Here is a 14,891-nt window from a genome sequence, read left to right as displayed (position 1 = left end):
TGCGGCGGAGCAGATGATCGACCGGAACCCGCTCGTCGAGATGGAACTCGTAGAACAGTCGCGCCTGCTCGGTCGTGCCCCGCCCCATCATCGCCAGCCTCCGTCGCTGCCCTATCCGACGGAATCACTGTTCGCTGGCGTCCTCAACGGGTTCTTCAACACAATCAGCCCTTAGCGGTCATCGACGTCGAGCCCGGAATTCGTCAACCACGCATCAGGATCTGCCACTGGCTCGAGCGGGAGAGATGGCCCCGTCACTCATAGTGCGTGAGCATGCCTGTTATCGCAAATGCACCGAAGTGATCGGAATTACACTCTCGCCACTGCACACGCCTTGCACGCGCCACACTCTAACCCGCTGAAGAAAAGTCGTTTTCTTTCCAATCCATCATGGGCGCCACGCAGAACTTATGAGATTGAGATTTCACGCATTTTCCTTTGGCGTGGGCGTTGGCGTAGCCCTTCGGCGTGCGCGATGTCGGGCACGCGCAAAAACCCCACCCTGGCTACTGGAGAGTACAGGGTCGCCGCAAGGGTCATGATGTCTCGCGAACCACCCGCCGGCTCAATGCCGAAACATGAGCTATCTCGATCGGACACACAATCGAAAGGGACAATAGCCCGACCGCTTCTGCGCCACGGGCGCGGGAAGCCTCAGGGCGTGGGGGTCGTGGCACTGCCCTCGGAGCCCTCGCCGACGGTCAGGAACAGCAGCTTGACCGGCGAGCGTGTCCGCTGCGAGTGCCAGACACCTGCCGGAATCTGCACCACGTCACCCTTGCGGACCGTCTGTCGGATCTCACCCTCGGCCGTGAGCTGCGTGAGCTCCGTCTCGCCCTCGAGAATGAAAAGTATCTCGTCGCCTCCCGTATGACGCTCCCAGCCGGTCTGGCCCGAGAAGTGAACGAGCCCCATCATGCAGCCATGGAACGTGCCGAGCACGCGCATGCAGCGCACGGCGTCCTCGGGCGAGATGCCGGGCGTGACGGGAGTGAGCGGCATCTCGTCGAGTATTGCCGCGACGCCGTGGATCTTCATGATGCAGCTCCGGCTACGTTCGCGGCGCCAAGCTCGAAGGTGCGCGTCGACGGACGCATCAGGGCAAGGGCGAGGACGACGACGCTCGCCGCGACGGAAATGCCGAAGCCGGCCGCGTATCCGATATGAGCCGCCAGCGCCGTCGCGAGGCTCGCGGATCCAATCTCACCCATCACATTGGCGCTCTTGAAGGCCGTCACGTCCGTACCGGCCTGCTCTCCGCCACGCGCGAACAGCATAAGGACGGTGTAGACGGCGACCGAGGCGAGCCCCATGCCCGTGCTGCCGAGCATGCGGATCAGCGCCGCCATCACGAGGTCGGGACGTAACTCCATCCATGACACGGCGAGCCAGCCCGCGGAGGACGCGATCAGCAGCAGAAGGCTCACCACCAACGAGCGCCAGGTTCCGAGCCGCGACACGAGCCAGGCCGCCGCGCCGCAGCCGAGCACGATCATCGCTGCCATGCTGAGGCTGTCGACGATGCCGATCTCGGCCGGGCTCCAGCCTTTATCGACGAGGTAGAGGCGCAGCAGCGCGCCGTCGGCGGAATGTGAGGCCGCATAGAGGCCGGCGATGGCGAGCACGAAAAGGAAATGGGCGCGCGCGGCAACCGCGCGCAACGAGGCCCGGTGCCGTTTTACCGGCGGAGCGGCCTCCGGCTCCCGCCACACCAAAGCCGGGATGGCACAGAGCATGAGCAGGGCGACAAGCGCGAGCAACGTAGCGCGCAGGCCGAGCGTCTCGACCGTCAGCAGTACGCCGCCGCCGCCAAGAAGCACGCCGGTCGCCATCCCGCCGACCGAGAAGGCATTGGCGAGCGCCAGGTGCCGTCCTTCTAGCCGCTCGGCCGCCAGCCCGTCGGTCGCGATGTCCTGCGTGGCCGCGAACGTCGAGGCCAGCCCGAGCAGGACCAGGGTCGTGAGAGCCGTTTCGCTTGCGGCATCGGTCGCGGTCAAGGCGACGAGCGCCGCGATCACGAGGAGCTGTTGCGACAGCAGCCACGTGCGCCGCCGGCCAAGCGCCGGCAACCACGCGCTGTCGACAACGGGGCTCCATAGGATCTTGAGGATCCACGGCAGTCCGAGCAACGGCACCCAGGCCAGCAGCGACAGCTCCACGCCGGCACTCCGCAAGAGCACGGGATAGGAGCCGAAGATGAGGCCGAGCGGCAACCCTTGCGCGAAGTAGAGCGTTGCGAGCAGCAGCAGGATGAACGCCGGCTGGGTTGACAGCGTCCCGCCCGCGGCGGCGGCGGGAACGCCGGCCGACGGGTCGTGAGTGAGTGGCGTGTTCACGTGTGGCGTCCCTGCTCGTGTTCAGAACGACATTTTCGTGCGCACGCCGTACGTGGCCGGGTCGCCGAGAGAGCCATAGGCGCCGGTGCCGCCCGTGCCGGCAAAGTCGTAGGAGTTCACCACGTAGCGCTCGTCGAAGATGTTGCGGCCGAAGACGGCGATATCCATGTCGCCGTACTTGAACCCGACCGTCGCATTGACGAGCGTAACCCCGTCCTGCTTCGCCGCATTGGCTTCGTCGAGGTAGTAGTCCCCGAGCGTACGCCCGTCGACGATCACGTATCCGCCCCAGTCGGCCCGATACTCGAAGCCGTAGTTGGTCGTGAACGCCGGGATGAAGCTCACGTCATTGCCGCTGAAATCGGCATAGTCGTTGCGGAAGTCGCGGAACGTGGCGTGGGTGACGCCGAGGCCGCCGAAAAGACGGAGCTGCGACGTCATCTGCAGGCTCGCCTCCAGCTCGCCGCCGTAGCTTTCCACGCGCTCGGCGTTGTTGACGCCGAACTCGAACGGGCTGAACTGGTTCACCACCTGGTAGTCCTCGGTGTCGGAATAGAACAGTGACCCGTTGAGCGTGAGGAAGCCTCCGAACGGCCGGCTCTTGAAGCCGACCTCGTAGTTGTCCGACGTCTCCTCGTCGAAACGAAACTCGTCGATATCGGTCAGCGCGCGGTCGGCGATGAAGCCGCCCGGCTTGAAGCCCCGCGTGTACTTTGCGTAAGCGGTGAAGTTCGACGTGGGTGCGTAGAGCAGCGCGAGCGACGGCAGCACCTCCGCATAGTCCTTCGAAGCATGCGTGATGTTCGGCGCGGGATGCCTGTTCTCTCCCTCACGCCCGGCCCACTCGTAGCGCACGCCCGGCACGATGGTGAAGCCGCCGCCCAGGCCATAGCGCAGCTCACCGAACACGGCCATGTCGTCGCTCGTCGTTTCGGCGTGCCGGATGGGCATGCCCGGGATCTCGATGTCCGGATAGAGGAACGTGCCGCCGGAGAAGTCCATGACCGTGTGGGCGGCAAACATGCCGGCGGACCACTGCAGGCGAGCGTCGGGATCGTTCGAGTTGAGGCGCACCTCCTGCGTCAGCGAGCGCACCTCCTCTTCGGAATATCCCACGTAGCGCCACATGGGATCGTACGAGGCCGTCTGATCGCCGTCGTTCTTGAAGTCCCAAGTCGAGCGGCGATGCGCCGTGACAGACAAAAGGTCGAACCCGTCGAAGCGGCTCTTCACACGCAGGGCCTGCAGGTCCTGCCCGATGCGCTCACGGCCGGGATCGTTGTACGTGACCTCGAACGGATCGGTGGCGAGCTGGGCGAACGGAATGAAGGGATCGCTCTGGTCGTCGAAACGCTCGTGCTGAAGGATGATGTCGATCGTCGTCCGGCTCGTCGGCACGACGGTGAGCTTGGCGCGGCCGCCGTAGGACTCCTTGTCGCCGTACGAGTCGCCGAGCGCCGTATTGTCGTAGAAGCCGTCCCGCCTCTGGCCGATGAAGTCGGCCGTCAGAAACACGGAATTCGAGCCGAGCGGCGTCGAGAAGCCGGCGCCGGCCTCGTAGGCATCATAGTTGCCCGCCGACGCCGTGACATAGCCGGTCGGCCTGTCCGTGGGACCGCCCGTCCGGATGTCGATGACGCCCGCCGGGCGGCTGAAGCCGAACGACGTGCTTTGCGGACCCTTGAGCACGTCGATCTGATCGACGCGCGTGAACAGCGAGGCACGCGCCAGCGTCGTCAGCGCCGGCACGTCATCCACGTAGTAGCCGACGCCGGGCACGACGCCTGGCGAGGACTGGTAGCCGAGCTCATGCACGCCGCGGATCGAGAACGTCGTCATCCGGTTGCCACCGGAATCGAAGCCGGTGACGTTGGGGAACGACTGGGCGAGATCGCGCGCCGTGCGCAGTCCACGCGCCTCCACCTCGTCTCCCGTCATCACCGACACGCCGGAAGGGACATTCGCGAACGCGGCGTTGGCACGCACAACCGCGTCGCCCGAAGACGGCTGCTGGTCCGGGACCGGCTGCGGTTGCGGCTGGGCAGCCGGTGCCGCCGCCTGAGGCGCCTTCTTCTGCGCAACGGACTTCTTCGACTTCTTCGCTGTGACGTCGAGGGGCGGCAGATCATAGCTGTCAGCGGGCTCGGCCGCTTGCTGGGCGTCCGCCCCGCCGGCGTAGCCGGATACCCAAACGGCCGCGCAAACAAGCGTCAGAGCCCGTCGGCTCGATACAGAACGTACGGTCATAAAGATCGCCCCCCAAGGCATTGAAATCCGTGCTGCGATAGGAGGGCAGAGGCGGGGCGATAACAATCGCCGCGGCTTTGGGGTTTCTGTCTTTGTCTTTGGCTTTCCGCAACCGGCCGCGGACACGCGATCAGCCCGAGTAGGGATCGTTGCGACCGATGCATGCGCTCGGCGAGATCCCGAAGCGCTTGCGGAACTCCGTCGAGAAATGGGCCGGGTGATAGCCGCAGCTATAGGCGGCCTGCGAGACCGACATCTCGCCGGCCTCGAGCAGCATCTTCGCATGATCGAGTCGCGCCGCCTTCACGTACGAATAGACGCTGGCGCCGAACACGGCTCTGAAAAGCGCACCCAGCCGGTGAGCGTTCATGCCGACCGAGCGAGCCAGATCCGGTACGCTCGGCGGATCGGCAAGCGACGAAAGCAGCAGGGCGCGCGCGGCATGAATGCGCTCGATCTCGCCCGCGCGGGCGGCAGGGATGCCCTCTGAGCCCGCCGTGCCGGCGGTGCCGACCGCGTCGCTTTGGGCAATGACCGAGAGCACCTCGAGGGCCTTGCCGGACAGATAGAGACGGCGCGCCGGCCCCACCAGCGGGCATCCCAGCATCTGCCATGCGAGCGCGCTCGCAGCGCGATGGTTCTGCCACGACCGGTAGTTCGTCTTCTGCGGCGCGAGCGCCGTGCGCGCGCCAGGGCCTGCGATGGCATCCACCCGATCGAAGGGCAGGCGGATGAAAACGGCACTGAGCTGACACGCCTGTGGCACCACGTGCTCAACGGTAACGGGCGTATCGATGCTGTAGTTGATCGCCGTTTTCGGCTTCCAGGTGTTGTCGAGCCCCGAGCGGCAGGTGGCGATGGTGCCCTCGGCCAGGATCCCGCACCAGATTCCAGCCGACATGGACGAGTGCCACCGCTGGGCTTCGGAAAGCGTCATCCTCGCAAGGATGATGTCCAATCCGTCGAACTGGACGGTTTCCATGAGTGGTCCCCAAAAACTCCGGCGGGCTCCGCGCGCACGGCACTCCCTGCATGGGCCCTAGCCACAGTACGAAAACATGAAATGTATATAATATTGACTACAGCAGTCAAGTTTTAGCGCAGGAAGGGGATTTCTTGGAATTCAGCCTGCACACGAAAGTGCGGGATCGATCCTGGACGATGATCGCTTCGGACCCTGTCGGCTCGAGCACCGATCGCGCTCTAGGACACAGCGCGCAGGCGGGGCAGCGTGCTCAGGATCTGGCGCCAGAAGATGGAAAGATTCTCGTCGCCGTCATCGGCGTCCTTGAACTGGGCGATGCAGTGACATCGCCAGTCGTAGAGTTCCAGGATGTGCTCGCGCCGGCCGCCGGCTTCCACGTGCGTGATCCACGCTTCCTCGATGTCGTCGAGCGATATGGTAACATTACTGTGCTTCGACGAGATCTGAACGAGGTTGCCCGACCGCTTCACGCCGTCGATCTCGCCCTGATGGTACTGGACCAGACCCAGGTTCCCGACCGCGATGCCGAGCGGCATCCAGGCCTCCTTCAGCAGCGTAAAGAGGCCGACGAGGTCGCTGACATCGATTTGCCACGCAGAGCCCTCGCCCCATACCGGCAGCGACGCACGGCGCGCGATGCCGTTGTCGCCGAGGATGCTGTCGACGTGGAAGCCCGCATCGGCATGCAGGCCTGCAAGAGGCGAAAGAAGCTGCGGCTGCCAGGTCCAGGAGCCCGGCGCGGGTGCTGCGCCGGAACGTGCTTCAGCCTCGCCGCCTGCGCGCCCGGAGATCAGCATATCGAGCTTGGAATCCTCATCGATGCTGGTGAGGTAGGTTTCGTGAAGGACGATGCCGTCGCGGTCGAAAAAGTGCAGAGACACCGGCTTCCGGTGCGCGGCCACAGGTTCGGCAAAGAGCGTCATGCCGAGAGACTCCGGATGAACCCGCAAGCACATCCGCCCAGTCTCGACAACGAGCGGCGCGCCGGCACGCTGCGGGGCAGCATAGCGGCCCACGGTCGTCATCGCGGCGGCGGTATTCCGCGTTACGGAAATGACATGCTCCAGGCTCGGAAGCTGCCCGAGCACGTCTGCGACGGGAAGGGCGATGGCCTTGGCGAAGAGGCCGTTTCCGGCCGTCGAGACGCGCCGTGCGTTGGCCCGCTCCCTTGGGCAGCCTGTCCGTCGCGGGCACCTTCGTTCCATCGACACGATCCTCACTCGCGCGCACGCGGACATGCCGCCGCTGAGCGCGCCTCGTCCTAGTACACGTCTCTCAGATAGCGCTTGGACTTGCGAAGGGCGCCGACGTAGGCGTCGGCTGCCTCCAAGGTCATTGCGCCGTGCGTGGCGATCACGTCGCGGAGCGCATCCTCGACGTCCTTAGCCATGCGGCTCGCATCGCCGCACACATAGAAGTAGGCGCCGTCCTCGAGCCAAGAGAACAGGTCGCGGCCGTTCTCGCGCATCCGCGTCTGCACGTAGATCTTCTCGGCCTGGTCGCGCGAGAATGCGAGATCGAGCCGGGTCAGAAGCCCATCCTTGCCCATCGCCGTCAGCTCGCCCTCGTAGATGAAATCGGACGCCCTGTGCTGATCGCCGAAGAACAGCCAGTTGCGCCCTTTCGCACCGAGCGCCCTGCGCTGCTCCAGGAACGCCCGGAACGGCGCGATCCCCGTCCCCGGACCCACCATGATGATCGGCGCATCGTTGTCGGTCGGCAGCCGGAACGCCTTGTTCGGCGAGACGAAGATGCCCGCCGTCTGGCCAGGCCCGACGCGGTCGGCCAGGAACGTGGAGCAGACGCCGCCGTGCTCGCGCTCCTCGGCCCGCCAGCGCACGCTGGCGATGGTGAGGTGCACCTCACCCGGATGGGCGAGCGGGCTCGACGAGATCGAATAGGCCCGATGCTGAAGCGGTCTCAGAAGGGCGACGAATTCCTCGGCGCCAAGGCGCACGGCGGTGTTGACGTTCAGGACGTCGAGGATGTCCTTGCCCCACAGCCATGCGTCCATGGCTTCCTTGTCGCCGTGGCGCACGACATGCGTGAGCGCGTCGTCGCCCGCGCGCGCCTCGATCTCCGAGACGAGCTCGCGTGACGGCGTGGAGATTTCATAGGCCAAGGTCAGCAAGGCGCCGATCGGCTGGCTGCTGCCGGCAAACACCGCCTCGGGCGAGATCCCGAGACGATCCAGAAGCGCCGTCACGAGCGCCGGGTTGTTGACGGGCATGACGCCAAGCGCGTCGCCGGCTTCGTAGGTGAGCCCGCTGGTCGCGAGATCGAACTCGTAGTGGCGGATCTCCTTGCCAGAGCTGGGACCGGAAAGCAGCCGGTTCACCATCACGGTGGCAGGATAGGGGTTCTTGCGGTTCCAGGCCGATTTCGTCTCGGGCGGAGCGGCGGCAACGGGTGCGGCGGCGGGCGACGCACCTGCCGGCTTCGGGAAGGCGGGAAGCGCGGCCTCCATCCACTCCTTGGCCGCCTTCTCAAAATCGACGTCGCAATCGGAACGCGGCGCCACGCGGCTCGCACCGAGCTGCTCGAAGCGCATGTCGAACAGCTTTGCAGCCTGGCAGAAGGCGTCGTAGGCGGTATCGCCGAGGCCGAGCACGGAAAACGAGAGATGCTCGAGCCGTGGCGCGGTCTCCGCCGACAGCGCCGTCCAGAAAGCGAGCGCGTTGTCCGGCATCTCGCCCTCGCCGTAGGTGGAGGAGACGATGACGACGCGCTCCATCTCCGCCAGGCGCTCGATCTCCACTTGATCGAGGCCGAGGATCACGGGATTGAAGCCGTGCGCACGCGCCTCCGCGGCAACGTCGCTCGCGACGCCTTCGGCGTTGCCGGTCTGCGTTCCGAAAAGGATGTGGAGCACGGCCGCCGCCTGCTGCGGGACCGATCCCGGCCCGGCTCCGGGCTTGGCGTCCAGAATGCGCGTCTTGAGCCCGGCCAGATAGCCCGCGACCCATGCCCGCTGCTCGCCGGAAAATGGCGCATCCTCGGGAAAATAGGGAAGGTTCATCGGCGGCACGCTCAATTCGGTGTCACAAGGGACAGGACGTCGGTGACGGACGAGCGTGCGAACAACTCCTCGTAGCCCGGCATGCGTCCGATGGCGTCCAGGTTGCGGCGCGCCTGGCGGAGGATCCACCCGTACGTCGCGGGGCTGTCCATGGAGCGGATGTTGCGGAGGCTGAGGGCAGCCTTGTAGTCCCTGAGCCTCTTGTCGGCGACGAGCACCGAGAGGTCCACGTCCGGGAAGGTCGAGAGCGCCTGGCGGGCGTAGCGGAGGATCTTCTGCATCACGGCATGGTCTTCGGTCAGAATGAGCTTGCGCGCCGCGGCGCGAACGGCAGGTGCGCTGACATCGGTGGCGCCGGGAATGCGTGTCAGCGCGACCTGCTGCGCCATGGCGAGCACGGTGTAGCTGTTGAGCAGCGCGAACGTGCGCTCGGTGTCGACCTCGCCGTAGTCCGGCGTCGCGCCGTCGAGCACGGGCGTGCCGACGCGGTAGGCGAGCTTGAACGTGCGCCCCTGAGGACTGGCGACCGCGACCGCAAGCTCCTCGACGAGCTCCTTCTGCGACTTCGCCTTCAGGATCGCGCCGCTGTCCTGGTACTGCAGGAGCGCGGTCGGGAACCCGTAGACGAAGTTGCGCCGTTCGGACTCCCAGTTCTCCAGGATCCAACGCGCCTTTGCTGAGCCGGTTTCGGCCACATGCCAATCGAGCAGCGTGCGGACCGCGAGCGCATGGATCTCAGCGCTCTCGTCGTCGCCCACGATGGGGAACAGCAGGATGGAATCGAGGCTCGCCTTTTTCGGCAGGTCGCCATAGGGATCGTACTGGTACACGAAGCCCCCGCTCATGCCGTTGCCGAAGCCCTTGCCGAACGCGCCGAGGTTGAGCACTGCGCCATTCGTCATGTACTCGCAGCAGAAGTCGCCGACACCTTCCACGACGGCCGTCGCGCCCGAGTTGCGCACCGCGAAGCGGTCGCCGGCCTGGCCGGCGATGAAACAGCGCCCGCCCGTGGCGCCGAACAGCGCGAAGTTGCCGATGAGCCCGTTGCCGCCTGCCTCGTCGCTGCCGCCGCCGGGCGAGCAAACGGCCATAACACCGCCGCACGCGCCCTTGCCGACGCCGTCGTTACAGGTGCCGGTGTGGCGCATGGCCATGCCGTCGTTGCAGAAGGCGCCGTAGGACTGACCGGCGCTGCCCGTCGTGGTGACGACCACGGCACCGTCCTGCAGGTAGCGACGACCGCGGTCGTCCGTGTAGACGGCAGGCAGCGCCGCGACCTCCTCGGCCCGAAGCTCGTGGTTGAGCAGGCGCTCGATGTCGACGGCGAGCTGCCCGCCGACGCTCTTGTTGCAGTTTCCGAGCTTGCGTCCGTCGCCGAGCGCAACCGCCGCTTCGCGGCGCGCGACCAGCGCCTCGCGCACGCCAACGATGAAGGTGTCGTCGAGCGCGTACTTGGCCTCCATGTAGACCGGCTTCTCGACCTTGAACTCCTCGACGACGGCAAGCATGGCGCAGAGATCGAGCTGCCCGACGCTGGCCGGATGGTCGAGCAGCTGCAGGAGATCGGAGCGCCCCCGCGCCTCTCTGAGCGAGGCGAAGCCAAGGGAAGCCAGGATCTCGCGCGTCTCGTGCGCGATGTTCATCAGATACTGGGCGAGCGCGCGCGGATCGCCGTCGAACAGCTCCGAGTTCGTCGTCAGCCCGGCCGGGCACTTGATGTTGCAGTTCTTCGCCATGACGCACTTCAGCATCATGAGCGCCGTGGTACCGAACTCGAAGCTGTCAGCGCCGAGCATGGCCGACTTGACGACGTCGCTTGCCGTCTGGTGCGCACCCGAGCAGCGCAGCGTCACCTTCTGGCGCAACCCGTTGAGGCACAGCGCCTGGTGCACCTCGGCGATGCCGATCTCGGCCGCGCGCCCCGTGTACTTGAGGCTGGTGACCGCAGCGGCACCCGTTCCCCCCGTGCTGCCTGCGACGTTGATGACGTCGGCGCCGGCCTTGGCAACGCCGACCGCGATGGTGCCGATCCCCTCGGACGAGACCAGCTTGACGATGACGCGCACACGCGCCGCCTTGCAGTCGTGGATGAGCTGGGCCAGGTCCTCGATCGAGTAGGTGTCGTGATGCGGCGGTGGCGAGACCAGCTCCACGCCGGGCGTTCCGCCGCGGGCGGCCGCGATCTCGACGGTCACCTTCTGGGCCGGAAGCTGCCCGCCCTCGCCGGGCTTGGCGCCCTGGCCGATCTTGATCTCCAACTCCTCCAGCATCGGATCGGCGAGATAGCCGGCCCAGACGCCAAAGCGCCCCGACGCGAGCTGCTTGATGCGCGAGGCGCGGATCGTGCCGTAGCGCGACATGTGCTCGCCGCCCTCGCCGGAATTCGAGTATCCGCCGACCATGTTCGTGCCGTGCGCCACGGCCTCGTGCGCGGGCGCGTTGAGGGCACCATGGCTCATGGCGCCCGACGCGAACTGGCGCGTGATCTCGCTCGCCTTCTGCACGGCATCGAGCGGAATGCTGTCCGGCGCCGCACCGAGAAGCGCGAGGTAGTCGCTCGCTTCGCCCGTCGCGCGCACAGCGAGCGTGCGCCCGGCCAGCCAATGGCCCTCGATATCGTCCTGGAAGCGGTCGACGAGAGACTGGGCCAAGGCCGCGAGGCGCCCGATGTCGCCGGCCAATGCGCCGGTCAGCTCGAGCCGGAACTGCCCGTCGTCGAGGCGCGCGCACGAGAGCCCGCGCACCAGGAAGCTGTTGTTGCCCTTGCGCGAGAACCGGCCCATCTCGCGCCTGAACTCGGCGGCCGTGGTCAGGAACGTGACGTCGGCTGGGAAGGCCAGCACGTCGCGCAGCGCGGCCGGGCGGCGCATGCGCTCCTCGGTCAGCATGCGGCTGAACGCGCGATATCCCGGCGTGATCTGGAAGGCGTCGATCTCCTCGGCGGAGCGCGCGTCGAAGCTCGTGCTGCGGTAAGCCCCCTCGTCGAGGCCGAACGCGTCCTCGAGGCGCGTGAGCGGCAGCAGGCGAAGCTGCTCCACATCGGCACCGGCCTCTCCGCGCGGCGCCTCGTCCTCGAAGGCGATCGTCTCCTCCGTCATGTCGACGAAGCCGCGAACGGCCGCGGTACCGTAGGAATGCCCTGCCCCCTCGGCACGCTCCTTGAAAAGACCGAGCAGCGGAATGTCGTTGCCGCCCTTCACGTGCCACGCCTTGGCGTGCCAGGCAGCGGCCGCCTGCGCGATGACCTCGAACGTCACCCCGCCGACGGGAGTCCTCATGTTGGGGAAGTAGCGCTTCAGCACGGGATCGTTGGTGTCGAGGAAATTCGGCTCGAAGAACTCGCCGCCGATGTAGCTCTCGACCGTGCACAGGCCGACCTTGCCCATGGTCTTCATCAGCGACTTCTCGGCCGCCTTGGCGAAACGCTTGAAGGCCTTGTCGGCATCCGCGCCGTACTTCTCCTCAGCCCGAAGCTGGACCGCGAGCGGATAGGCGGCCGACGCCCCGAAGCCGAGCGCGACGGCGATGTGATGCGAGGAGGCGATCTGCCCGCTCTCGACGATGAGCGACACGCGCAGCCGCAAGCCTTCCTCGATCAGGCGCTGGTTGACGGCCGAGACGGCGATCGCAAGCGGCAGCGCCGCCCTGCCGGTCGCGACATGACGGTCGGACAGCACGGCGATGCCGCCCTCTGCCCGCGCAAAGGCTTCGACGTCGTTGCACAGCACGGTGATGGCGGATTGCAGTGCCGCTGCCGGATCCAAGGCATTCGGCGTATAGAGCATCTCGAAGCGCCGCAACGGCGTCATCCTCTGCTCGCGCAGCTTGAGCATGTCGAGGTGCGTCAGGATCGGCGACGGAACGACGATCTGCGGCGCCGAGGCGGCACCGATATTGGGCTTGCCCCCGAGCGCGACGCGCAGCGTCATGCCGTCCGCCTCGCGCAGCGAATCGAGCGGCGGGTTGGTGACCTGCGCGAACCGCTGCGCGAAGTACTTCGCCACCCCACCCTCCTGGTCGGAGAGGGCGTTGATGGCGTTGCCGTAGCCCATCGCCGAGATTTTCTCCGCGCCGGTCTCCAGCATCGGGTCCATCAGGAACTTGAAGCTCTCCTGATTGTGGGAATAGGCGACGTACCGCTGATGGCGGCCGAGATCGCCGTTGTAGCGGGACGGCGAGCCGAGCTGCTCGGCCGGAATATCGGGCAGCGTATCGAGCCGCACGCGCGCCTCTGCCAGCAGCGCCGGGTAATCGCGCTTGGCCGCCAGCATCTCGAGTGCGTCCCTGGTTCCGTAGGCGCGCTGCTGGCGGTGATCCCAATAGAGCATCCCGCCGGCCTCGATCCGCCCGCGCCGGACGATGCGCTCGGGCGGAAAATCGATCTGGCCCGCCTCCGACATCACGCAGAGATATTCGTCCGTCTCCTGCGTCCGAAGGGGCCGCAGGCCGAGGCGGTCGAGGCGCGCGCCGATGATCTCGCCGTTGCCGAAGATCAGCGCCGCCGGCCCGTCGTTCTTCTCCTCGTAGAGGGAAAAGTATTCGAGCATCGCCCGCACGCCGTCCGAGAGCGTGGTGTCGTTCTCCCAGGCCGGCGGCATCATCGCCACCACGGCGGTCACGAGGTCGAGCCCGTCCTCCATCAGCCGGCTCTGCAGCGACTGGTCGAGCCGGCAACTGTCCGACTGCCCCGCGGGGCTCACGATGGCGCTGTTCTTGGCGCGCGCGATCGCGGCTTCCGATAGGCGGTTCTTCTTGTCCGTGTTGAGCTCGCCGTTGTGCGCCATCAGCCGGAACGGCTGCGCCATGGTCGGATGCGGATCCGTGTTGGTGGAGAACCGCGTATGAAAGAACATAGTGTGGACCGCATGGTCCTCGGCCACGAGGTCCTTGAAGTAGGGAATGACCTCGTTCGAGTTCAGCCGGCCCTTGAGCACCTGCGTGCGCGCCGAGAGAGAGATGGGATAGAAGCCGGCGAGCGCGGGATCCGTGTAGGCGACGGCCTCGACAGCAAGCAGGGCGCGGTGGATGGCGCCGTCGAGCGCCGCGGGTGTCCGGCACGCCTCGGGCGCGGCGAACACCCACTGGCGGATCGGAAGCTGATAGCGCACCGCAGCCGGGCGCAGCGCGCCGTTGTCCACGGGAACGTCGCGCTTGAGCAGCACGCGAAAGCCTTCGTTGGTCAGCACCTCCTCGACGAGACGCTCGGCCCGTGCGTGCTGGGCAGCGTCGTCCGGCATGAAGAAATTGCCGACGCCGAAGCGGCCGGGCTCGAGGGGCTTGCCCGTCAATGCACGGAAGAAGGCGAGCGACAGGTCCACGGCCACGCCGGCGCCGTCCCCCACGCCTTGGGACGACATGCCGCCCCGATGCGGCACCGCGCAAAGCGCTTCGTGCCCGCGCCTCAGCACGTCATGGGTCTGAACACCGTCCTTGCGCGTGATGAAGCCGACGCCACAGCTACTCCTGTCGCTGCCAACATCATAAAGGAGAGGCGTTTTGTCGTCGTTGCTCACCAGTGCGTGATCCGTCAAGTGTCGTCGAAGCAAGCGCGACTCTCATGCCTGCCCCTAGCCTGCGCGCGGCCGCGCGTTGCCAATTCTCGTGGTCATCGGGGATGACGCAGCGCAGGGCTGCCCAACTTATATTTGTATACAATAAATGTATAGAAATATTTTCGGGAGCGCGCAACGAACCGATCGCAGCGAGGCTTCCGCGAAGAAAGCGCAGGGCCGCTTCAAGCGCCGTGATGCCCTCGGACGCCTATGCGAACGCCCGCGCGAAGGCATCCCAACGCATACGCATCATCCCGGGCTGGCGTCGCTGAACTGGTTCTGCAAGCTGGCGTAGAGCTGGTGCATGTCGAACACCGCGCCCTCGAGATAGGCGACCGTATCCGTCTCGTCCCACACGCCGCCGCCGTCCTCGTGCACCCAGATGTAGTAGCCAGAGGTGTGCAAGAGCCGGTAGTTGATGTTCCAATTCTTCCGCTCCTCGAGTCCGCGCACGACCGCGAGGTCGACCGCCTCCGAGTCGTCGGGATGGATGAGGGATGCAAAAGAGCGTACCTTGTTGCCGAGGATATCGTCTGCGGGGAATCCGAAGCACCGCTCGAAGCCGCTCGTCAGCTCGAGCATCGTGAACTCCTTGTCTGCCCGGCACCGGTAGAGAAAGCCGTTCATGCGCCCGAGCACGCTTTCGAGAAACGGCGCTTCGCGATCGATAGTTAGGCTCATTCGGATCCTATCCGCTATCTGAACGATGGGCAGCCAGCTCGAAAGCTAGAACACCAATCTCTCGACGCGAC

The 14,891-nt window shown here is 66.2% G+C and carries 8 protein-coding genes; all 8 read right to left on the bottom strand.

The window, feature by feature from the left end:
* Window positions 1-654: 654 nt before the first annotated feature.
* Window positions 655-1,038: a cupin domain-containing protein gene (locus IT540_RS19525; protein ID WP_291181541.1), complete on the bottom strand. Its 384-nt coding sequence runs from the start codon at window positions 1,036-1,038 to the stop codon at window positions 655-657.
* Entirely contained in the window at window positions 1,035-2,336 is a 1,302-nt protein-coding gene (locus IT540_RS19520) for an MFS transporter (RefSeq protein WP_291181539.1), read from the bottom strand. Before IT540_RS19520 ends, IT540_RS19525 begins: the two co-directional genes overlap by 4 nt.
* 21 nt (window positions 2,337-2,357) lie before the next feature.
* Window positions 2,358-4,583 carry a TonB-dependent receptor gene (locus IT540_RS19515; RefSeq protein ID WP_291181537.1) on the bottom strand — a complete coding sequence of 742 codons (2,226 nt, stop codon included), beginning with the start codon at window positions 4,581-4,583 and terminating at the stop codon, window positions 2,358-2,360.
* 130 nt (window positions 4,584-4,713) lie between these two features.
* Entirely contained in the window at window positions 4,714-5,565 is an 852-nt protein-coding gene (locus tag IT540_RS19510; RefSeq protein ID WP_291181535.1) for an AraC family transcriptional regulator, read from the bottom strand.
* Window positions 5,566-5,786: 221 nt separating this feature from the next.
* Window positions 5,787-6,773: a ChuX/HutX family heme-like substrate-binding protein gene (locus tag IT540_RS19505; RefSeq protein WP_291181533.1), complete on the bottom strand. Its 987-nt coding sequence runs from the start codon at window positions 6,771-6,773 to the stop codon at window positions 5,787-5,789.
* Between the two features lie 56 nt (window positions 6,774-6,829).
* Window positions 6,830-8,587 (bottom strand): sulfite reductase subunit alpha, encoded by a 1,758-nt coding sequence (locus IT540_RS19500; RefSeq protein ID WP_291181531.1) that lies wholly within the window; start codon window positions 8,585-8,587, stop codon window positions 6,830-6,832.
* Between the two features lie 11 nt (window positions 8,588-8,598).
* Entirely contained in the window at window positions 8,599-14,100 is a 5,502-nt protein-coding gene (locus tag IT540_RS19495; RefSeq protein ID WP_291181529.1) for a glutamate synthase-related protein, read from the bottom strand.
* A 288-nt stretch (window positions 14,101-14,388) separates the two neighbouring features.
* A complete protein-coding gene (locus IT540_RS19490; protein ID WP_291181527.1) occupies window positions 14,389-14,820 on the bottom strand; it encodes a PAS domain-containing protein in 432 nt (143 codons plus the stop codon).
* Between the last annotated feature and the right edge of the window lie 71 nt (window positions 14,821-14,891).

It is taken from the genome of Hyphomicrobium sp., assembly GCF_020852195.1.
GTDB lineage: Bacteria > Pseudomonadota > Alphaproteobacteria > Rhizobiales > Hyphomicrobiaceae > Hyphomicrobium_C.
This window is presented reverse-complemented; position numbering and strand designations above follow the sequence as displayed.

Excerpts from the sequence above, each read along its gene's own strand:
- IT540_RS19525 (WP_291181541.1), bottom strand. The coding sequence starts at position 1,038 with ATGAAGATCCACGGCGTCGCGGCAATACTCGACGAGATGCCGCTCACT.
- IT540_RS19515 (WP_291181537.1), bottom strand. The coding sequence starts at position 4,583 with ATGACCGTACGTTCTGTATCGAGCCGACGGGCTCTGACGCTTGTTTGC.
- IT540_RS19510 (WP_291181535.1), bottom strand. The coding sequence starts at position 5,565 with ATGGAAACCGTCCAGTTCGACGGATTGGACATCATCCTTGCGAGGATG.
- IT540_RS19505 (WP_291181533.1), bottom strand. The coding sequence starts at position 6,773 with ATGGAACGAAGGTGCCCGCGACGGACAGGCTGCCCAAGGGAGCGGGCC.
- IT540_RS19500 (WP_291181531.1), bottom strand. The coding sequence starts at position 8,587 with ATGAACCTTCCCTATTTTCCCGAGGATGCGCCATTTTCCGGCGAGCAG.
- IT540_RS19490 (WP_291181527.1), bottom strand. The coding sequence starts at position 14,820 with ATGAGCCTAACTATCGATCGCGAAGCGCCGTTTCTCGAAAGCGTGCTC.